Source organism: Bradyrhizobium sp., from assembly GCF_047605465.1.
Taxonomy (GTDB): domain Bacteria; phylum Pseudomonadota; class Alphaproteobacteria; order Rhizobiales; family Xanthobacteraceae; genus Bradyrhizobium.
The window spans coordinates 20,869-42,692 of record NZ_JASGFS010000004.1; the positions used below are offsets into that span (position 1 = coordinate 20,869).

Below are 21,824 nucleotides of genomic sequence, written 5' to 3' on the forward strand. Positions count from 1 at the left end.
CCGTCAGCGTGCGCGGCGGGAGAAGAAGGAAATCAGGACCGGCAGCGTCACCAGGATGACGATCGGCGCCAGCATCATGCCGGTGACGACGACCACCGCGAGCGGCTTCTGCACCTGTGAGCCGATGCCCTCCGACAGCGCGGCCGGCAGCAAGCCGATGCCGGCGACCACGCACGTCATCAGCACCGGCCGCAACTGCAATTCGCCGGTACGGATCACCGCGTTCACGCGGTCCGTGCCTTCCTCGATCAGCTGGTTGAACTGCGACAGGATGATGATGCCGTCCATCACGGCGATGCCGAACAGCGCGATGAAGCCGATCGCCGCAGAGACGCTGAAAGGCGTGCCGGTGATCAGCAGCCCGAGCACGCCGCCGAAGATCGCCATCGGAATCACGCTCATGGCGAGCAGGGTGTCGGTCATCGAGCCGAAATTGAACCAGAGCAGGATGCCGATCAGCGCCAGCGAGATCGGCACCACGATCGACAGCCGCCGGATCGCATCCTGCAGATTGCCGAACTCGCCGACCCACTCCATGTGCGAGCCGGGCGGCAACTGCACCTGCTCGGAAATCTTCTGCTGCGCCTCGCGGATGGCGCTGCCGAGGTCGCGCTCGCGCACCGAGAACTTGATCGGCAGATAGCGCTCCTGCTGCTCGCGATAGATGTAGGCGGCGCCGGAGACCAGGCTGATGGTCGCGACCTCGCTAAGGGGAATCTGCGTGATGTTGCCGTTCGGCCCGGGCGCGCCGATCCGCAAGTTCTGGATCGCTTCGGCACTCTTGCGATATTCGGGCGCGAGGCGGACAATGATCGGGAAGTGGCGATCCGAGCCGGGCTCGTAGAGATCGCCGGCGGTATCGCCGCCGATCGCGACCTTGATGGTGGCGTTGATGTCGCCCGGCGCGAGCCCGTAGCGCGCGGCCTTGGCGCGGTTGATGTCGATCTGGATCGTCGGCTGCCCCAGCGAGGTGAACACCGCGAGATCGGTGACGCCCTGCACCGTCGCCAGCACCGACTTGATCTTGTTGGCGGTGTCGGTGAGCGCCTGGAGATCGCTGCCGAACAGCTTGATCGAATTCTCGCCCTTCACGCCGGAGACGGCTTCGGAGACGTTGTCCTGGAGGTATTGCGAGAAGTTGAACTCGACGCCCGGGAAGCGGTCGTCGAGCTGCTTGAGCAGTTGCGCGGTCAGCTCTTCCTTGTCGTGCGTCCCTGGCCACTGGCTCGCGGGCTTCAGCGGCGCGAAGAACTCGGCGTTGAAGAAGCCGGCCGCATCGGTGCCGTCATCGGGACGGCCGTGCTGAGACACCACCGATTCCACCTCGGGCCGGCTGCGGATCAGCTTGCGCATCTCGTTGACGTAGGTGTTGCCTTCCTGAAGCGAGATGGTCGGCGGCAGCGTGGCGCGGATCCAGAGATTGCCCTCTTCCAGCTTCGGAAGGAATTCGAGACCGAGCATCCGGCTCAGCGCGACCGTCATCAGCACGAGGCCGACCGCGGCGCCGAGCACGAGGCTGCGGTTGGCGACCGCCCAGCGCAGCACCGGCGAGTAGATGCGGTGCAGGATCCGCATGATCCTGGTCTCGGTCTCCTCGACATGCGCGGGCAGGATGATCGCGGACAATGCCGGGGTCACCGTGAAGGTCGCCAGCAGGCCGCCGGCGAGCGCATAGGCATAGGTGCGCGCCATCGGCCCGAAGATGTTGCCCTCGACGCCGGAGAGCGTGAACAGCGGCAGGAACGCCGCGATGATGATCGCGGCGGCAAAGAAGATCGAGCGCGACACGTCCGCGGCGGCGCTGAGGATGGCATGGCTCTTCATGCCGAACAGCGTCTCCGGCGACATCTCCTCGGATTCGCCCGGTGGCGTGGTCTGCGTCAGGCGGCGGAAGATGGCCTCCACCATGATCACGGTGGCGTCCACGATCAGGCCGAAATCGATCGCGCCGACCGAGAGCAGGTTCGCGGATTCCCCGCGCAGCACCAGGATGATCACCGCGAAGAACAGCGCAAACGGAATCGTGGCGCCGACGATCAGCGCGCTGCGCAAATCGCCGAGGAATATCCATTGCAGCAGCACGATCAGGAGAATGCCGACCACCATGTTGTGCAGCACGGTGTGGGTGGTGAGGTCGATCAGATCCTTGCGGTCGTAGATGCGCTCGATGCGTACCCCGGGCGGCAGGATGGTGGAATTGTTGATTTCGTTGACGAGCTGTTCGACCCGCTTGATGGTCGGCGTGCTCTGCTCGCCGCGGCGCATCAGCACGATGCCCTGCACGATGTCGTCGCTGTCGTCGAGGCCGGCGATGCCGAGCCGCGGCTTCTCGCCGACGGTGACGGTGGCGACGTCCTTGACCAGCACCGGATTGCCACCCGTCTGCGCGATCATGGTGCTGGAGAGGTCGTCGATGGAGCGGATCAGGCCGACGCCGCGGACCACGGCCGATTGCGAGCCGATATTGACCGTGTTGCCGCCGACATTGACGTTGGAATTGCTGACGGCCTGAAGCACCTGCGGCAGCGTCAGGCCATTGGCCATCAGCTTGTTGAAGTCGACCTGCATCTCGTAGGTCTTTGTCTTGCCGCCCCAGCCCGTCACGTCGATCACGCCGGGCACGGCGCGGAAGCGGCGCTGCAGGATCCAGTCCTGGATGGTCTTGAGATCGAGCACGCTGTAGTTCGGCGGGCCGACCAGACGGTAGCGGAAGATCTCGCCGATCGGGCTGAGCGGCGAGATCTGCGGCTGCACGTTGCCCGGCAGGGGCGAGAGCTGCGCCAGCCGGTTCAGCACCTGCTGCAGCGCCTCGTCATAGGTGTAGGCGAAGGAGAACTGGAGTTTGACGTCTGACAGGCCGTAGAGCGAGATGGTGCGGATGGTCGTGAGGTTCTTGAGCCCGGCGACCTGGGTCTCGATCGGGATCGTGATGTAACGCTCGATCTCCTCAGCCGACAAGCCGGGGCTCTGCGTCACGATGTCGACCATCGGCGGCGTCGGATCCGGGTAGGCTTCGATGTTGAGCTGGTTGAACGCAAGCAGGCCGCCGATCATCACGACGACGAACATGCCAACCATCAGGAAGCGCCGGTTGACGGCAAAGGCGACGAGACGATCCATTCAGGTCTTCGCAGTTTTCTGGGTCGTCGATCAGCTACCGGACGCAGCGCGGTCGATGAACAGGCTGCCTCTGGTCACGATCTGCTCGCCGGGCTTCAGGTTGCTGGTGACCTCGACGAGGTTGCCATTGATGAGGCCGATCTTGATCTGGCGCAGCTCGACCGACTTGTCCTCGCGCGCGACCCAGATGCGGACCTGGTCGCCTTCGTAGATCAGCGCCTGCTTGGGCACTGCGGGCGCCGCACGATCGCCCGCCGAATAGATCGTGACGTTGGCGAACATCTCGGGCTTGAGCAGGCCGTCCTTGTTGTCGATGGTGGCGCGGACGAGAAGGCGGCGCGTGTTGGGGTCGATCGCGGCGGCGACGTAGTTGATCTTGGCGGTCAGCGGACGATCGGGCAGCGCCATCACGTTGACCGCGATGTCCTGTCCGACGTTCACGGAAGCCGCGTCGCTTTCGCGCACGAAGGCCGTGAGCCAGACCGTGGAGAGATCGCCGATCACGAAAACCGGATCGCTCGCGCCGGAATTGACGTACTGGCCGGGGCCGATCTTGCGCTGCACGACCGTGCCGGAGATCGGCGCGTAGATCGTGATCTCCGGATTGATGCTGCCCTTGTCCTGGAAGGTGTTGATGGCTTCGTCGGTGAAGCCGAGGATGCGCAGCTTGTTGCGCGCCGCCTCCAATGCCGTCACCGAGGATCGCATGTCGTTCTGGGCCTGGACGTCGGTCGCTTCGGCCTGCTGAAAATCCTTCAGCGGAACGGCGCGGCCCTCGTACAGATCCTTGGCCCGCTTGTACTGGATGTCGGCGAGCTCGAGCGCCGACTTCGCCTTGTTCTGCGAGGTCATCGCCGAGATGAAATCGTTCTGGGCCTGCACGGTATCGGCGGCCTCGATCGTGAACAGCGGCTGGCCCTGCGTCAGGCTCTCGCCCGGCTTGGCGAGCAGCTTGGTCACCCGGCCCGCATAGGGCGAGAACACCGGCGTCGAGCGATCCTCGTCGACCGCGACCTTGCCTTCGGTGACATATTCGGCCCGGAAGGTCTTGCTCTTGACCGGCTCGATCGTCAGCGTCGCCCATTCGGAGGGTGTCGGCGTGAAGTTCTGGGCATTCCTGCGCGACTGGCTGGAGATCTCCGAGTGGCTCTTTTCCTTGGCCCCGGTGTGGAGAAAGGCGTAGGCGCCCGCACCGGCAAGCACCAGCAAGACCACGGATGTGATCACCCGCTTCCTTGTAAGAGCCTGAAATAGCTTGGTATTTTCAGTTCCCATGGGGCCCGGTCATGTCGGCGGTGATGTCGGCAAATGACTGCCTCATCGGTCGCGCTAATAGTGCTGAATTGAGATTTCAAACAACCTAAAAAACGCTGCCGGCCTTGCTGTTTGCGTTAAAATTTTGCGACATCAGCCGCGAGTCGGCCACTGCGGCAAATGGCTCCCGAGCGGCATGGCCGGACGGCTCCATCGGGCCGGTGTTTTCGACAGCTCCGCCGAATGTCGCACCGCCTTCAGCATACCGAAGCCAGATGACACGGTTTCGATGAATGCAGGATGTACCGCATCCCCCGTAATATCCGGGGTGTCCAGGCCGCGATCGAGCCGGCCGAGATTCCACAGCCAGCGCCCGGTCTGCGCCAGGGACACGCGCACGTGCCAGCTCCCGCCTTCGCTCGCCTGGCGGGCCTTGGCGATCATCGCACCGAACGCCATGAGATAGCCGGTGGCGTGGTCGAGCATCTGCGCCGGCAATTCCTTCGGCCCGTCGATGCCGGCCGCCCGTCCCTCGGCATGGTTGAAGCCGGTCGTGGTCTGCACCAGCGAATCGAAGCCGCGCCGCTCGGCCCACGGGCCGGAATGGCCGTAGGCGGAGAGCGTGACATAGACGATGCCGGGATTGATCCGGGCGGCGTCCTGCGGCGAGAAGCCCAGCGCCGCAAGCGCGCGCGGGCGATAGCCTTGCGAGAAGATGTCGGCATCCTTCAACAGCTCGCGCAATTGCAACCGCCCCGCCTCGCTCTTCAGCTCGATGAACGTGGTGAGCTTGCCGCGGCCGGTGTCGATGGTGAGCCAGGGTATCGCCGGGAGCTCGGGTCCGGAGACCAGAAGCACATCCGCACCATAGGCGGCGAGCGTGCGGCCTGCCACCGGCCCGGCGATGACGCGGGAGAGATCGAGCACGCGAAGGCCGGAAAGCGGCCGATCATCGCGCGACGATCCCTTCGACGGAATTGCGGGCCAGGGCTTCGGCGGCGCATCGCCGATCTTCTCGATCGAGATCAACGGCAATTCGGCGAGCGCGCGGGCCTGCGGAAGCGCGGACCATTCGTCGTGGGAGCGCATCAACGCCACGACGCCGCCGGCGGCATAGGCCGCGGTCTCGAAATCCTCGCCCTTCCATTGCATCAGCGCGGCCTGCACCTTCTCGCGCTCCGGCTCGCAGCCGAGCACCTTGCAGACGGCGTCGCGATGATGCGGGAAATTGGTGTGGCAGCGGATGAAACGGTTGTCGCCAGTCCTGTAGACGCCGGCGATGGCGTCCCAGGCGGGCGGCGGCGGCTTGTCGTCGAGGCGCAGATAGCGCTCGGAGCGGCATTCGACAGCGGCATGGCGCATGTCGACATGGACCTCCTGCGCCTCCGCGGTGCGCAGCTTCCAGATCTCGGCCGCGGCAAGACCGGCGGCGGCGATCGCGACCTGCCCGGCGACGGCGACGCGGAACGAGGACGGCAGTTGCGGTTCCTCGCCGCTCAGCCGGACGCGATCGAGCGCGGCCAGGTCGCCGCCGACGGAGGTCCAGATATCGCTGAGAATGCCGGCGGAGCTTTGCATGACCGCTGTTCTCCCATTAGCTTTCGCGACCATGTCATGATCGCCGAAAGGAATGCAATGGCTGCCATCGATCCCCTCACCGCCGGCGCCGTGTTCATCGCAACTGCGGCAACGGATGCGGTCTACGTGATGTTCACCTCCGCCGTGGTCGCGCGCAAACGCGTGCCGGCCGCGAGCTGGAGCGCGATCTGGTATCTGCTCTCGTCCTATGCCGTGATCAGCTACACCGAAAACGCGTTCTACGTCGCATTCGCGGCGATCGGCTCCTGGGTCGGCGCCTTCGCGTCGCTGACCTTCCTGCACCGCCCGCCCGGCGGGCCGCCGGTCGGCGCGGCGCCGGAGTGAGAGACGACGCGCCTCTTTCGAGGCCGTCATCGCGAGGCGCTGTCGCGGCGAAGCAATCCGGACCGGTTGCGCGGATGCATATCCGGATTGCTTCGCTCGCAATGGCGATGAGGCGGCGCTTTACGCCACGGCCTCAATGAAAATCGCGCGACGGCGGCAGGATGCGGACGTTGCGGGGGTGACGGATTTTTTGCGCGGGCGCGTCGGGGTGGGCCCGGCGATCGTCGTTGAGCGGCTCGATCACCGTGGCACCCGCCGGCACCGGATGCTTGCGGATCAGGGCATCGTTGGCGAGACCGACCAGATCGTGCGAGCGGTCGATCATGCGCTGCGCGATGAGATGGGTCACCTTCTCGGGGCTGCTCTGGATGTAGCCCTCGACCAGGATGAGGCGCGCGCCCATCACCTCCTTGCGATACTGCTCCATGATCTTGGGCCATACCACGACATTGGCGATGCCGGTTTCGTCCTCCAGCGTCATGAAGACGACGCCGCTGGCGCTGCCCGGCCGCTGCCGCACCAGCACCACGCCGGCGCAGCGGACGCGGCGCCGGTCGTTCTCATGGCTGATCTCCCTGCAGGCGACGATCCGCTCGCGCGAGAACATCTCGCGCAAAAATTCCATCGGATGTCCCTTCAGCGACAGCCGGATGGTCTGGTAGTCCGCGACCACCTGTTCCGCGCGCGGCATCACGGGCAGCGGCTCGGCATGCTCGTCCGGCTGCTCACGCGCGGTGGCCGCCTCGAACAGCGGCAGCGCCACGTCGTCGGGCAACCGCCGCACCTGCCACAGCGCCTCGCGGCGGTCGAGCCCGATCGAGCGGAACGCATCGGCGTCCGCGAGCAGGATCAGCGCGCGCTTGGGCAGGCCGGTGTCGCGGGCGAAGTCTTCCAGCGAGGTGAAAGGACTGCGGCTGCGCGCCTTGACGATGCGGTCCGCCCAATCCTCCGGGCTGACATAGGTCTTGCCCTGCCGCTCCGCCTGCTGCCTTCGCAGCTCCTCCTCATCCGGATCGAGCCAGTGAAAGCCGTCGATCTGCCGGAAGCCGAGGCGCACGGCGCAATATTTTCGGTCAGTGTTCTCCAGCGTGTTCTGCGCGAAGCTATGGGACACATCGATGTCACGCACCTCGACGCCGTTCTTTCGCGCATCGCCGACGATCTGGGCCGGCGCGTAAAAGCCCATCGGCTGCGAGTTCAGCAGCCCGCAGCAGAAGGCGTCGGGATGATGGTATTTCAGCCATGAGGAGATGTAAACGAGCTGGGCAAAGCTCGCGGCATGGCTCTCCGGGAACCCGTAAGAGCCGAAGCCCTTGATCTGCTCGAAGCAATTCCTGGCAAAGGTCGGATCGTAACCGCGCCTGATCATGTTGCCGATCATCTTGTCTTCGAAATTGCCGATGGTCCCCACGTTGCGGAACGTCGCCATGGCTCGCCGCAATCCGTTGGCCTCTTCCGAGGAAAACCCCGCTGCGACGATCGCGATGCGCATGGCCTGCTCCTGAAACAGGGGCACGCCGAGCGTCTTGTGGAGGACCTCGCGAAGCTCGTTCCTGTTGCCCCCTTCCGGATAGGGGTATTCGATGTCCGCCGGATTCATTTTCCGCCGCCGCAGATACGGATGCACCATGTCGCCCTGGATCGGCCCGGGCCGCACGATCGCGACCTCGATGACGAGATCGTAGAAGGTCCGCGGCTTCAGGCGCGGCAGCATGTTCATCTGCGCGCGGCTCTCGACCTGGAACACGCCGAGGGATTCGCCACGCTGCAGCATCTGATAGACTTCGTCGTCATCTTTCGACTTGATGTCCGCCAGCTCGTAGCGCCTGCCCTTGTGATCCGCGATCAGATCAAAGCACTTCCTGATGCAGGTCAGCATGCCCAGCGCGAGCACGTCGACCTTCATCATGTTGAGCGCGTCGACGTCGTCCTTGTCCCATTCGATGAAGGTGCGGTCGTCCATGGCCGCGTTGCCGATCGGCACATAGGTGTCGAGCCGGTCCTGGGTCAGCACATAGCCGCCGACATGCTGGGAGAGATGGCGCGGGAATTCGATCAGCTCGGTCGCGAGCTCGACCGCGAGATTGATCATGGGATTCTGCGGATCGAGCCCGGCCTGCCTGACCTGCATGTCGTTGAGGCCCCTGCCCCAGCTGCCCCAGACGGTGTCGGCGAGCGCGGCGGTGACGTCCTCGGTCAAGCCCAGCGCCTTGCCGACGTCGCGGATGGCGCTACGCGGGCGATAATGGATGACGGTGGCGATGATCGCGGCGCGGTGGCGGCCGTAGCGGCGATAGACATATTGCATCACCTCCTCGCGCCGCGAATGCTCGAAATCGACGTCGATATCGGGCGGCTCCAGCCGCTCCTTGGAGATGAACCGCTCGAACAGCAGATCGACCTGGGTCGGGTCGACCGAGGTGATGCCGAGCACGTAGCACACGGCCGAATTCGCCGCCGACCCTCGCCCCTGGCACAGGATGTTTTCGCTGCGCGCATAATGGACGATGTCGTGCACGGTGAGGAAGTAGTGCGCGTATTTCAGCTCGGCGATCAGCGCGAGCTCCTTGCGCAAGGTCGTACGAAGCTTGTCGTCGATCCTGGAGACACCGCCGAAATATTTATCGACGCCTGCCCAAGTCAGATCCTCCAGATGTCCTTGCGCCGTCTTCCCCGGCGGCACCGGCTCGTCCGGATATTGATATCTGAGCTGGTCGAGCGAGAAGTCGATGCGACCCGCAAAGCGCATGGTCTCCGCGATCGCCTCGGGAAAATCACGGAACAGCCGCGACATTTCCCGGGGCGTCTTCAGGAATCGCTCGGCATTGGCTTCAAGCTTCCTGCCGGCTGCTTCGATCGTGGTCTTTTCACGGATGCAGGTCAGCACGTCCTGCAAGGGACGGCGGCCCGGATCGTGATAGAGCACCTCGTTGGTCGCGAGCAGCGGCACGCCCGCCGCGGCGGCGAGGTCGTCCAGTTGCGCGAGGCGGCGGCGGTCGTCGCCGCGATAGAGCAGGCTGGCCGCCAGCCACACGCCCGCGGCGCGGCTTGCCTTGAGCTTTGCGAGAACCTCCAGCGCCTGCGCCGGCTCGAAGCGATGCGGCAGCGTCAGGATCAGGAGCTGGCCTTCGGCATAATCGAGAAGATCGGAGCAGGTGAGATGGCACTCACCCTTCTCGATCCGCCTGACGTCGTCGCCGCGCTTGCCTTTGGTGAGAAGCTGGCACAGCCGGCCATAGGCGGCACGATCGCGCGGATAGACGAAAATGTCGGGAATGCCGTCGAAGAAGACGATGCGCGCACCGATCAGGAGTTTCGGCTTGTGCAACACCTCGTCATTGCCGAGCTCCTTATAGGCCCGCACCACGCCGGCCAGCGTGTTGTGATCGGAAATGCCGATCACGGGAATGCCGAGTTTGCTGGCCTGGTGCACATAGGCGCGCGGATCCGAGCCGCCACGCAGGAAGGAGAAATTCGTGGTGATGCCGATCTCGGCATAAGCCGGCGTGGTCATGCGAAGAGACCATGCACATACCAGCGGGGCGCAACGGGCTTGCCGTCGTCGTCGAAGCACTCGCCTTCGTAGAGGCCGTCGCGAAAGATCCAGAAGCGCAGGCCTTCGGCATCCTCGATGCGGAAATAATCCCGCGTCAGCTGCTTGCCGTCCTGCCGCCACCATTCCATGGCGATCCGCTCGGGTCCCTCCACCCGCACCACCGCATGTTTCGCGCGCCGCCAGGTGAATTGATGCGGCGGCCCGTCGGGCACTGTCGCGAACGGCACGGCAACCAGCTCCGGCTTGTCGAACAGCCGCAGGGGGCGCAGCGGCGGCTCGCTCTCGACGCGCGCCGGCCATTCGGCCTGCATGGCGGCGGCGAGGTGATGCTGCGCGGGGGCGGCCAGCACCGCGTGCTCGGGAATATGCGTGTCCTGCGGCAGGTTCACGACGACGCGTTTGCCGCCGATGCGCGCGGCGATGCGGTCGATCAGCGCGGCCAGCTCGTCATTGTCGTGGACATGGGCGTCGAGATCGCGCTGCTCCTGCACCACGATCTCGGTGCGGCTCGCCGACAGCCGCACCATGTCGAAACCGAAGCCGGGATCGAGGGGATCGACAAGCGCGTCGAGGCGCTCGCGAAACAGGCGGTCGATCACCGCGCTCCGCGTCACCGGCCGTCCGGTCTCGACCATGATCGCGCGCACCACACCATCGGTGCGGAAGAACGCAGCCTCCAGGCGCCGCGCCCCCTTGCCTTGCTTCTCCATTGACGCGATCAGCGTGTCCGCCAGCCGCGACAGCGTCATCGCGATCATCGTGTCGGTCGCGATCGGCTCGGCGAAACGCTTCTCGACGATGTAATCGGGCAGCGGCTTGCGCGGATTGATCGGCGCATCGCCCCGCCCCAGCGCATGTGCCAGCAGCGTGGAAAACCGCGCGCCGAACCGCGCCGTGATTTCGCCCGGCGCGCGCGAGGCGACATCGCCGATGGTCTTCAGGCCGGCACGGCGCAGGCCGGTGGTGATGGACTCGTCCGCGCCGAGCGCGGACACCGGAAACCGGCCGATCGCCGCCGCCTCCCCGCCATCGGCGACGATGGTCCCCGTGGCCTGACGTGTCAGCGTGCGCGCGCAGACCGAAGTGCCGGCAATCGCCGCACTGACGGAAAAATCCTGGCGCGCGAGCGCGCGGGCCAGCGTCTGCAACAGCGCGGCTTCGCCGCCGAACAGATGCGCGCAGCCGGTGATGTCCAGGAACAATCCGTGCGGCGGGTCGAGCGCCACGAGCGGCGTGAAGCGGTCGCACCAGTCGGCGATGTCGCTGAGCGTCTTCGCATCCGCCGCGACATCGGCGTCGAACACTTTCAAATCCGGGCACATCGCCCGGGCATTCGCGAGCGGCTGACCAATATGCAAGCCAAGGCGTTCGGCGGCCTCGTCCAGCGCATAAATCACCAGCGCATTGTTGTCCTTGATGACGACGATGCTTGGTTCATCGACCTTACCCAGCGTGCCGAAGAACCGCTGGATCCGGTCGATGGGCAGGCGCGGCAGCCACAGGCTGAGGATACGCCGACGGTTCGCTGAACTGGCACTCATCACATTTCCATTCCATGATCCACCGGCCGCACGGCCCGTGACGATTGCGCAACAGCTCGACATCGAAACGCGGCGCGCCCCAGGCACTCCATGCCGGCCCCGGCGGCGAATGCGCCGCGCGCAGCATCCATCGCGTCTCCGCGGTCGACGGCAACGGTTGCGCGGCCATGCGCAACAAAAGGCCGGTGACGCCGGAGCCTTGCGCTGCCAGCGTCAGCTTGCGGCTCGCCACGAGATCGAATTGCCTGACCTCGCCCCAGAGCTCGAGCACGACGGCACCGAGCGCATCGCAGGCGAGCGCATCGGCCGAGGTGCGCAGCGCGCTCTCCACGTCGGCGGCGCGCACAATCACCACGCGGCGCGGGTCCAGACCAATCTCGGCGAGCCCGCTCATCGACAGTGCGCCGGTTTCAAGCTCCGAGAAATCCTGTCGCACCCACAACAGCGGCCGGCGCGCCGTCACGCGGCCCGCAAGCCCGGTGACAAAGCCCGTCGCGACCGCGCCCTGACGGCCCTCGCAAAACACCTCGTGGATGGCCGCACGCGCGAGCCCGCCCTTCAGCGCGCGGTCAACCTCGCCGTGGCCGAGCGCGACGCGATCGCGATGATGCACGACGTCCGCCGTCTCGATGCGCTCGATCTGGCCGCGCAAAGTCGCAAGCGCGCTCATGCGTGCGCTCATGCTCGCCGCTCCTTTGGGAATGAATGCCGTGGCCCTCAAAAAGAAGAACCAACGGCTGGCTCATTTGTTCATGGTATGTTCTAATATAAAGCTAATGGGATGCCTTGAGTCAATCGAATTGGCGCATCCCCTGATTCATGAACGGAATCAAAGGGATTCAAATATGGACGTGCAACGCAAGCTGGAGATCCTGGCGGACGCCGCCAAGTACGACGCGTCCTGTGCCTCCAGCGGGACCGAGAAGCGGGATTCCAGCGACGGCAAGGGCATGGGCTCGACCGCGCCCGGAATGGGCATCTGCCATTCCTACGCGCCGGACGGCCGCTGCATCTCGCTGCTCAAGGTTCTTCTCACGAACGCCTGCAATTACGATTGCCTCTACTGCGTCAACCGCGCCTCCAGCAACGTGCCGCGCGCCCGTTTCACCGTCGACGAGGTGGTCAAGCTGACGCTCGACTTCTACCGGCGCAACTACATCGAAGGCCTGTTTCTCTCCTCCGGCATCATCCGCAGCCCCGACTACACCATGGAGCAGGTGGTCAGCGTCGCGCGCAAGCTGCGCGAGGAGCATCATTTCCGCGGCTACATTCATCTCAAGACCATTCCCGAGGCCGACGACGCGCTGATCGCGGAAGCCGGCAAATATGCCGATCGTCTTTCCATCAACATCGAGATGCCGCAGGAGACCAGCCTGCAGCAATTCGCGCCGGAGAAGGACGTGCGTGCGATCCGACGCACCATGGGCCGGCTGCGGTTGAAGCTGGACGAAGCCGAGGAAGGCCGCAGCACGAAGACGAAGGCGAAGCCGCAGCGCTTCGCGCCGGCCGGGCAAAGCACGCAGATGATCGTCGGCGCCGATGCGGCCTCCGACCACACCATCCTCCACACCAGCGCCAATCTCTACGGCTCATACAGGCTGAGGCGCGTCTATTATTCCGCCTTCAGCCCGATCCCCGACGCCAGCCGGGCGCTGCCTCTGCGCGCGCCGCCGCTGCTGCGCGAGCACCGGCTCTATCAGGCCGACTGGCTGATGCGGTTCTACGGCTTCGACGTCGGCGAGATCGTCGACGACAGCGCGATGCTGCCGCTCGACATCGATCCCAAGCTCGCCTGGGCGCTGCGCCACCGCGACCGCTTCCCGCTCGACGTCAATCGCGCCAGCCGCGAGGAGCTGTTGCGCGTACCCGGCTTCGGCACCAGGGCGGTCGAACGCATCATCGCGACGCGGCGCACGACGACGATCCGCACCGCCGATCTCGCACGGCTGCGTGTGCCCCGGCACAAGGCGCTGCCGTTCATCGTCCTCAGCGATCATCGCCCCGCCCCGCATCGTCTCGACGAGGCGCGGCTGATCGAACGGTTCAAGCCGAAGGCAACGCAATTGGGATTTGGCTTCTGATGCAGTTCATCACCCTCGACGACCAAACCGATTTCGACGGCTGGCGCAAAGCCGCGCGGGCGCTCGTGCTTCATGGTGCGAAGCCCGCCGACGTCACCTGGGCCGTGCAGGGCGGCGAGGCGGAGTTGTTCGCGCCGCCCTCGCCGTCTGCGCTGCCGCAAAGCAGCGACGGCACCTTCAACGTTCCGGCAAAATTCGTCGACCTCGCCCAGGCGGCGATCCTGCACCGCGACCCCGAGCGTTTTGCCATTCTCTATCGCCTGCTCTGGCGATTGAGGGACAATCACGATCTCATCGACGTCGCGATCGACCCCGACGTCGCGCAAGTCACGGCCATGGCGAAAGCGATCTATCGCGACGAGCACAAGATGCATGCCTTCGTCCGCTTCCGCGAGGTCGGCCGCGAACGCGAGGCGCATTATGTCGCCTGGTTCGAGCCGGAGCATCACATCGTCGAACTGGCCGCGCCGTTCTTCGCCCGGCGCTTTGCCGACATGCCCTGGTCGATCCTGACGCCGGATTTATGTGCGCATTGGGATGGCCACGCGCTCTCGTTCACGCCGGGCGTCAGCAAGAACGAGGCGCCCGGCGAGGATCGGCTCGAGGAAACCTGGCGGCGTTACTACGCCAGCATCTTCAATCCGGCGCGGCTCAAGGTGAAGGCGATGCAGACCGAGATGCCGAAGAAATACTGGAGGAACCTGCCCGAGGCCTCGATCATTAAGCCCTTGATCGAGGACGCCGAGCGCATGACGGGCGCCATGATCGCCAAGGCCGCGACCGATCCGCACAAATCCCAGAAGCGGCCGGAGGCTCCGATGAAACGCAAGACCCCCGGCGACGATCTCGAAACGCTTCGCGAGGAGGCCGCGCATTGCCGCGCCTGTCCGCTCTACAAGGACGCGACGCAGACCGTGTTCGGCGAGGGCCCGAAAGACGCCAACATCATGCTGGTCGGCGAACAGCCCGGCGACAAGGAAGACCTCGCCGGCCATCCCTTCGTCGGGCCGGCCGGCCAGATGCTCGACCGCGCGCTGGAGGAAGCTGGCGTCGACCGTAAGAAGGTTTACGTCACCAACGCGGTCAAGCATTTCAAATTCGTCCCGCGCGGCAAGATCCGTCTCCACCAGAAGCCGGCGACGCCCGAGATCCGGGCATGCCGGCAATGGTACGAGCGGGAAGTTTCGGCAATCCAGCCCGATCTCATCGTGGCGCTGGGTGCCACCGCCGCCCAGAGCGTTCTCGGCAAGGCCACTCCGATCGGGAAGACCCGCGGCCGCCTCATGGACCTTCCCGACGGACGGCAGGCGCTGGTCACGGTGCACCCGTCCTACCTGCTCCGCCTCCCCGATCCCGAAGCCAAAGTTCTGGAATATCAGCGCTTTGTCGAGGATCTGAAGATCGCCGCCGGCTTGCAGAAGAGGGCCGCACGCGCTGCCTGACATGCATCTCTATGCACGTCACCATGCAGTGGAGAAGTCCCTTCATTTCAATTGTTCGTCAACCATTTCAACTGGCTGTCACATGCCGCGCGCAAAATCAGGGCCTTGGGACAGGAGAATTTCCAATGAGTGACGTTGCTTTGCCCGGCTCCATCGAGCCAGCCTTGCGTAGCGGGCCAGACCTCGACCGCGGTTTCCATCCGCTGACCGGCGTGATCTATATGGGCGTCATCGGCGCCGCACTACTTTTTGTCGCCTACAGCATCTGGGTCGACGTCGACGCGACCGGCACGCAGGTCAAGACCTTCGCTCCTTTCCTCCTGCTCTTCGTCGCGCTGCTGATCGCGCTCGGCTTCGAGTTCGTGAACGGCTTCCACGATACCGCCAACGCGGTCGCGACCGTCATCTACACCCGCTCGCTGCCCGCCCACGTCGCCGTGGTGTGGTCCGGCATGTTCAACCTGTTCGGCGTGCTGCTCTCCTCGGGCGCGGTCGCCTTCGGCATCGTGTCGCTGCTGCCGGTCGAGCTGATCCTTCAGGTCGGCTCCAGCGCCGGCTTCGCCATGGTGTTCGCGCTGTTGATCGCCGCCATCATCTGGAACGTCGGCACCTGGTATTTCGGCCTGCCGGCCTCGAGCTCGCACACCCTGATCGGCTCGATCATGGGCGTCGGCATCATGAACGCCGTCCTGCACGGCCGCAGCGGCACCTCGGGCGTCGACTGGTCGCAAGCCACCAACATCGGTAAGGCGCTCCTGCTGTCGCCGCTGTTCGGCTTCGCGCTCGCCGCCGGCCTGCTGCTGATCCTGCGCACCGTGCTGTTGCGCGCGACGCCCGCCCTGTTCGGCGAGCCGAAGGGCGACCAGCCGCCGCCGTGGTGGATCCGCGGCATCCTGATCCTCACCTGCACCCTGGTGAGCTTCTTCCACGGTTCCAACGACGGCCAGAAGGGCATGGGTCTGATCATGCTGATCCTGATCGGCACCGTTCCGACCGCCTATGCGCTCAACCGCGCGCTGCCGGAAGCCCAGATCGAGGCGTTCACCAGGAACTCGGAAGCCGCGAGCAAGATCATCGAAGGCAAGGCCGCCGGCTACAACGTGATCGGAAACCCGCGCCCGGCCGTCACCAACTATGTCGCGCAGCACGAAGTCAACGGCGGTACGTTCCCGTCGCTCGCCATCCTCGTGCGCGACATCTCCAAGCAGGTCACCACCTACGGTTCGCTCGCCAAGGTGCCCGCCGACGTCGTCGGCAACACCCGCAACGACATGTACCTCGTCTCGGAAGCCCTCCGCTTCCTGATGAAGGACAAGGAAGCCGAACTCAGCGCCGACGACGTCAACGTCCTCAACGCCTACAAGGGCTCGCTCGACAGCGCCACGAAGTTCATCCCGGGTTGGGTGAAGATCGCGGTCGCCATCGCGCTCGGCCTCGGCACCATGGTCGGCTGGAAGCGCATCGTCGTCACCGTCGGCGAGAAGATCGGCAAGACGCACCTCACCTACGCGCAAGGTGCCTGCGCGGAGATCACCGCCGCCGCCACCATTGCCGCAGCCGACGTCTACGGCCTGCCGGTGTCGACCACGCATGTGCTGTCATCCGGTATCGCCGGCACCATGGCCGCCAACGGTTCGGGCCCGCAATGGGCCACGATCCGCAACATCGCGATGGCCTGGGTGCTGACGCTGCCGGCCGCCATGATCATCTCCGGCACGCTGTACTACGTGTTCTCGCACGTGTTCTGAGAGATCGCCGCTCACTGACGACAAAGGGCCCGTGCAACGCACGGGCCCTTTTCATGTCCGGGCCCGTCTGGGCGCCGGCCTTACGACGCCGCGAGCGACTGCTCCACCAGCTTGACCCAGTAGGACGTGCCGTAGACGATCGCCTCGTCGTTGAAATTGTAGGCGGGGTGGTGCAGCCCCGCGCTGTCGCCATTGCCGCAGAAGATGAAGGCACCGGGCCGCGCTTCCAGCATGTAGGCGAAATCCTCGCCCCCCATCAGCGGCGCCATCTCGTGAACGTTGGCATCGCCCGCGACCTGCGCGGCGATGCCACGCGCGACCTCGGTCTCGGCGAAATGGTTGTTCACGACGGGATAGTTGCGCTGATAGCGCAGATCGATCTTGGCGCCGGTGATCTGCGCCACGCCGGCGACCACCTCGTGCACGCGCTTTTCGACCAGCTTGCGCACATCGGGCGACAGCGTGCGGATGGTGCCCCTGAGCGTCGCGGTCTGCGGAATGACGTTGCGGGCGTTGCCGGCGTGAAATTCGCAGATCGAGATCACGGCGGATTCCAGCGGATCGACGCTTCGCGCGACGATCGACTGCAATGCGGTGATCACCTGTGCACCGACCAGCACGGAATCGACGCATTTGTGCGGACGCGCGGCGTGGCCGCCGAGCCCTTCGATCAGGATGTCGACCTCGTCGGTCGCCGCCATGATCGGGCCCGGCCGGATCGCGAACGAGCCGATCGGGATGCCCGGGCCGTTGTGCATGCCGTAGACCTGCTCGATGCCGAAGCGCTCCATCAGGCCGTCCTTGACCATGGCCGCACCGCCGGCGCCGCCCTCTTCGGCGGGCTGAAAGATCACGACGGCATTGCCGGCGAAATTGCGGGTTTCGGCGAGATAGCGCGCCGCGCCGAGCAGCATGGCGGTGTGCCCGTCATGGCCGCAGGCGTGCATCTTGCCGGGGACCTTCGAGGCGTAGGGCAGATTGGTCTGCTCGTCGACCGGCAGCGCATCCATGTCGGCGCGCATGCCGATCACCTTGAGCCCTTCGCCCGCCGGCTTGCTGCCCTTGATCACACCGACCACGCCGGTCCGGCCGAGGCCGGTCACGACTTCGTCGCAGCCGAACTCACGCAGGCGATCGGCAACGAATGCTGCGGTGCGGTGGACGTCGTACAGCAGTTCGGGATGCTGGTGGATGTCCCGGCGCCAGGCCTGAATATCGGGCCGAAGGTCGGCGACGCGGTTCACGATGGGCATGGAGGGTCTCAAGCTTCATTGAAAATACAGGACTGTCTACCATGCACGCGCCGGGCCACCTAACTCCTTCAAACCAAGGGGAGCTCTGCCCTGGCGTCATGGCCGGCGCTGCCGCCAGCTTGTGTTGGCCGTGCACGTCCGACTATTAGGAGACGCAGGTCGATGCCCGGACAAGCTCGGGCATGCCGATCATCCGGGTGGAGCAGCATGCCAAGACGACTCGAGGGTGAATTCGACTATATCGTCGTCGGCGCCGGCACTGCCGGCTGCATCCTGGCGAACCGGCTGTCAGCCGATCCGTCCCGGCGCGTGCTCATCCTCGAAGCCGGGGGCGACGACAACTGGATCTGGTTCCACATTCCGGTCGGCTATCTCTTCGCGATCGGCAATCCGCGCTCCGACTGGATGTTCAAGACCGAAGCCGAGCCGGGCCTGAACGGCCGCTCGCTGGCCTATCCCCGCGGCAAGGTGATCGGTGGCTGCTCGGCGATCAACGCCATGATCTCGATGCGCGGACAGGCCGCCGATTACGACCATTGGCGCCAGCTCGGCATGACCGGATGGGGCTATGACGATGTGCTGCCGGTGTTCAAGCGGCTGGAGGATCACTTTCTCGGCGCGAGCGAGCATCACGGCGCCGGCGGCGGCTGGCGCATCGAGGCACCGCGGCTGTCCTGGGACGTTCTCGATGCCGTCGGCGATGCCGCCGAGGAAATGGGAATCAGGCGCATCCCGGATTTCAACACCGGCGACAACGAAGGCACGAGCTATTTCCACGTCAACCAGAAGCGTGGCCGGCGCTGGTCGTCGGCACGCGGCTTCCTCAAGCCGGCGCTGAACCGTCCCAATCTGCGGCTTGAGAAGCACGTGCTGGTCGATCGTCTCATCATCGAGCAGGGCCGCGCCGTCGGCGTGCGCTTCATCCAGAACGGCGAGATCATCGAGGCGCGCGCCAGGCGCGACGTGGTGCTCTCGGCCGGCGCGATCGGCTCGGTACAGGTGCTGCATCGCTCCGGCATCGGGCCCGCGGACTGGCTCTCGCCGCTCGGCATCGACATCGTGATGGACAAGCCCGGCGTCGGCCGCAACCTGCAGGACCATCTCCAGCAGCGCGCGATCTACAAGGTCGACGGCGTGCGGACGCTCAACGAGACCTATTACAACCTGTTCCGCCGCGGCCTGATGGGCCTCGACTACGCCTTCCGCCGCCGCGGGCCGCTGACCATGGCGCCGTCGCAGCTCGGCATCTTCACCCGCTCCGACGCGACGCGGGCCCGCGCCAACATCCAGTTCCACGTGCAGCCGCTGTCGCTCGACAAGTTCGGCGATCCGCTGCACCGCTTCCCCGCGATCACGGTCAGCGCCTGCAATCTCCAGCCGACCTCGCGCGGCACCGTGCGGTTGCGCGCGTCAACGCCCGACGAGAAGCCGATCATCGCGCCGAATTATCTGTCGACCGATGACGACCGCCAGGTCGCCGCCGACGCGATCCGGACCACGCGCCGCCTGATGCAGCAGAAGGCGCTCGCGAAATATCGCCCGAGCGAATATCTGCCCGGCCCCTCCGTCGGCGATGACGACGCCTCGCTCGCGAAAGCGGCCGGCGACATCGGCACCACCATCTTCCATCCCGTCGGCACCGCGAAGATGGGCGCGGCGAACGACCCGATGGCGGTCGTCGACGAACGGCTGCGCTTCTACGGCCTCACCGGTCTTCGCATCGTCGATGCCTCGATCATGCCCACCATCACCTCGGGCAACACCAACACCCCGACCGCGATGATCGCCGAGAAGGGCGCGGCGATGATCCTGGAGGATGCGAAGTAGGCGCCCGTAGCCCGGATGGAGCGAAGCGCAGTCCGGGAAGCTGCCATGCCAAGGCTCCCGTATCTCGCTTCGCTCCATCCGGGCTATGATGCATCACAGCCTGATTTCATGATGAGTCCGCACCGCTTTTCCATCGGCCAAACAGACGCAGAGATCGCCATGCTGCAATGGGGCGCGCGCGGGAAACCGCCCGCCCTGCTCCTGCACGGCACCGGATTCGTCGCCGACGTCTGGGACGAGGTCGCGCGCGAACTCGCGGCGACCTACACCGTCTATGCGCTCGATCGACGTGGCCACGGCGCCAGCCACAAGCCCGGCGCGTATCACTTCGTGGATTACGCCGACGACATCTGCCGGGTGATCGACGCGCTCGATCTGCGCGATGTCTACGGCATCGGCCACAGCGCCGGCGCGACCGATCTCCTGCTCGCGACGAAACTCCGGCCGGACCGATTCACGCGCCTGTTCGTGATGGAGCCGACGGTGATGAACCCGCGCGCGGCGCGCGCCGGGGGATTGAGTGATGAATCGGTATCGCGCGTGCAGGGCACGCTGCGCCGGCGGGCCGAGTTCGAGAGCGCGGAGGCCGCCTTCGCGCGCTACCGCGCCGCGCCCGCGTTTGCGGATTGGACCGAAGCATCGCTGCGCGCCTACATCCGCCACGGCTTTGCGCATCTCGACGACGGCCGGGTCCGCCTCCTCTGCACGCCCGAGATCGAATCGGAGATTTTGCGCCCGATCTACGAGGCCATGGATCAGGTCTACATCGGCGATGCGCGCGGCAATCCCTTCGGCTGGCTGACCGAGATTGATTGCCCCGTGCGCGTCACGACCGCCGCGAAATCCGGCGCGATCTACCAGGAGATGGCCGCGCGGGCGGTGTCGTTGATCCCGGGCGCGAGCACGCTGGTGTTCGCGGACGCCGGACATTGCGTGGCGCAGGAAGTGCCGCAAGACGTGGTGGACGCCGTCCGGGAATTCGCAAGCTAGGCGTCTCGCCCGGGCGTTGTATCGCGCCGGGGACACACGACCACGCTCACGAAATCGTCATCGCGTCCGGCGAATAAACCCGCCCCTCCCCCAATCATCTCCCCCGACGCCCAATTCCGGGCCAGCGGAGATGCACGATGAGCGGACACGATCACGGCGAAGACGGCGTCAGCCGCCGCAAGGTACTGGAGTGCATGACCTGGGCCGGCACCGGGGTGCTCTGGACCATCACGGGCGGCGTGCCGCGCTCGCTCGGCATCATCGATTCCGCGCAGGCCGCCACCGCGCCGGGCATGACCTTCATGCAGATCAGCGACAGCCATGTCGGCTTCGACAAGCCGGCCAACCCCAACGCGCTCGGCACGCTGGAGGAAGCCGTCAACAAGATCAACGCCATGCCGGCGAAGCCGTCGTTCATGATCCACACCGGCGACATCACGCATCTGTCGAAGGCCGCCGAATTCGACAATGCCGAGCGCATCATCTCGCAGACCAAGCTCGACGTGCACTACGTTCCCGGCGAGCACGACTTCCTCGACGAGGAGGTGAAATTCTATCACGACCGTTACGGCCGCGGCACCAAGGGACAAGGCTGGTACTCCTTCGATGCCGGCGGCGTGCATTTCATCGGCCTCGTCAACGTCGTCGACCTCAAGGCCGGCGGGCTCGGCAATCTCGGCGCCGAACAGCTCGCCTGGCTCGAGGACGATCTGCGCGGCAAGTCGAAGTCGACGCCGATCGTGATGTTCGCGCACATCCCCCTCTGGACGGTCTATCCGGAATGGGGCTGGGGCACCGAGGACAGCGGCCGCGCGCTCGAATACGTCAAGGGCTTCGGCTCCGTCACCGTGCTGAACGGGCACATCCACCAGGTGATGCAGAAAGTCGAGGGCAACGTCACCTTCCACACGGCGCGCTCGACCGCCTTCCCGCAGCCGGCCCCGGGCGCCGCCTCCTCGCCCGGTCCGATGAAGGTCGAGGACGCGAAGCTGCGCTCGATGCTCGGCGTCGCCAGCATCAACTTCAAGCAGAACGAGGAGCGGCTGGCGATCATCGACACGCCGCTCCAGGGTTGATCCAGGATTGAAT

At 65.5% G+C, this 21,824-nt stretch carries 14 protein-coding genes; 7 read left to right on the forward strand and 7 right to left on the reverse strand.

What is annotated here, in order from left to right; genetic code table 11:
* Positions 1–3: 3 nt before the first annotated feature.
* The 3 genes from QM712_RS05640 to QM712_RS05650 form a co-directional block, all read right to left on the reverse strand.
* Complete coding sequence (locus tag QM712_RS05640) at positions 4–3,120, reverse strand: efflux RND transporter permease subunit (protein ID WP_415022075.1); 3,117 nt, start codon at positions 3,118–3,120, stop codon at positions 4–6.
* A 30-nt stretch (positions 3,121–3,150) separates the two neighbouring features.
* Positions 3,151–4,395, reverse strand: coding sequence for an efflux RND transporter periplasmic adaptor subunit (locus tag QM712_RS05645; protein ID WP_415022076.1), 1,245 nt, complete (start codon positions 4,393–4,395; stop codon positions 3,151–3,153).
* 132 nt (positions 4,396–4,527) lie between these two features.
* Positions 4,528–5,952 (reverse strand): CoA transferase, encoded by a 1,425-nt coding sequence (locus QM712_RS05650; protein ID WP_415022077.1) that lies wholly within the window; start codon positions 5,950–5,952, stop codon positions 4,528–4,530.
* 57 nt (positions 5,953–6,009) lie between these two features.
* Here QM712_RS05650 and QM712_RS05655 point away from each other — a divergent pair, with 57 nt between their 5' ends.
* The gene (locus tag QM712_RS05655) at positions 6,010–6,297 is read left to right on the forward strand and encodes a hypothetical protein (protein ID WP_415022078.1); all 288 of its coding nucleotides are present in this window, start codon (positions 6,010–6,012) and stop codon (positions 6,295–6,297) included.
* 133 nt (positions 6,298–6,430) lie between these two features.
* On the opposite strand, the gene QM712_RS05660 is transcribed toward QM712_RS05655, so the two are convergent.
* Genes QM712_RS05660 through QM712_RS05670 form a run of 3 tightly spaced genes read right to left on the reverse strand, consistent with a single transcriptional unit; the run spans position 6,431 to position 12,076 of the window.
* A complete protein-coding gene (locus tag QM712_RS05660; RefSeq protein ID WP_415022079.1) occupies positions 6,431–9,811 on the reverse strand; it encodes an error-prone DNA polymerase in 3,381 nt (1,126 codons plus the stop codon).
* A complete protein-coding gene (locus QM712_RS05665; RefSeq protein ID WP_415022080.1) occupies positions 9,808–11,394 on the reverse strand; it encodes a Y-family DNA polymerase in 1,587 nt (528 codons plus the stop codon). The genes QM712_RS05660 and QM712_RS05665 overlap by 4 nt, the downstream gene beginning before the upstream one ends.
* Complete coding sequence (locus QM712_RS05670; RefSeq protein ID WP_415022081.1) at positions 11,297–12,076, reverse strand: ImuA family protein; 780 nt, start codon at positions 12,074–12,076, stop codon at positions 11,297–11,299. The genes QM712_RS05665 and QM712_RS05670 overlap by 98 nt, the downstream gene beginning before the upstream one ends.
* A gap of 163 nt (positions 12,077–12,239) precedes the next feature.
* On the opposite strand from QM712_RS05670, the gene QM712_RS05675 reads away from it, so the two are divergent.
* The 3 genes from QM712_RS05675 (at position 12,240) to QM712_RS05685 (ending at position 16,665) form a co-directional block, all read left to right on the forward strand.
* On the forward strand, positions 12,240–13,475 hold the full coding sequence (locus QM712_RS05675) for a putative DNA modification/repair radical SAM protein (RefSeq protein WP_415022082.1): 1,236 nt from the start codon (positions 12,240–12,242) through the stop codon (positions 13,473–13,475).
* Positions 13,475–14,917 (forward strand): UdgX family uracil-DNA binding protein, encoded by a 1,443-nt coding sequence (locus tag QM712_RS05680; protein ID WP_415022083.1) that lies wholly within the window; start codon positions 13,475–13,477, stop codon positions 14,915–14,917. The genes QM712_RS05675 and QM712_RS05680 overlap by 1 nt, the downstream gene beginning before the upstream one ends.
* A gap of 125 nt (positions 14,918–15,042) precedes the next feature.
* Positions 15,043–16,665, forward strand: a complete 1,623-nt coding sequence (locus tag QM712_RS05685) for an inorganic phosphate transporter (protein WP_415022084.1) — start codon at positions 15,043–15,045, stop codon at positions 16,663–16,665.
* Positions 16,666–16,745: 80 nt separating this feature from the next.
* Here QM712_RS05685 and QM712_RS05690 read toward each other — a convergent pair whose 3' ends face one another.
* Positions 16,746–17,918 (reverse strand): M20 aminoacylase family protein, encoded by a 1,173-nt coding sequence (locus QM712_RS05690; RefSeq protein WP_415022085.1) that lies wholly within the window; start codon positions 17,916–17,918, stop codon positions 16,746–16,748.
* A gap of 207 nt (positions 17,919–18,125) precedes the next feature.
* Between QM712_RS05690 and QM712_RS05695 the strand changes: the two genes are divergently transcribed.
* The 3 genes from QM712_RS05695 (at position 18,126) to QM712_RS05705 (ending at position 21,811) form a co-directional block, all read left to right on the forward strand.
* Complete coding sequence (locus QM712_RS05695; protein WP_415022086.1) at positions 18,126–19,745, forward strand: GMC family oxidoreductase; 1,620 nt, start codon at positions 18,126–18,128, stop codon at positions 19,743–19,745.
* Between the two features lie 108 nt (positions 19,746–19,853).
* Positions 19,854–20,735, forward strand: a complete 882-nt coding sequence (locus QM712_RS05700) for an alpha/beta fold hydrolase (protein WP_415022315.1) — start codon at positions 19,854–19,856, stop codon at positions 20,733–20,735.
* Between the two features lie 137 nt (positions 20,736–20,872).
* Positions 20,873–21,811, forward strand: a complete 939-nt coding sequence (locus QM712_RS05705) for a metallophosphoesterase family protein (RefSeq protein ID WP_415022087.1) — start codon at positions 20,873–20,875, stop codon at positions 21,809–21,811.
* Positions 21,812–21,824: the final 13 nt, after the last annotated feature.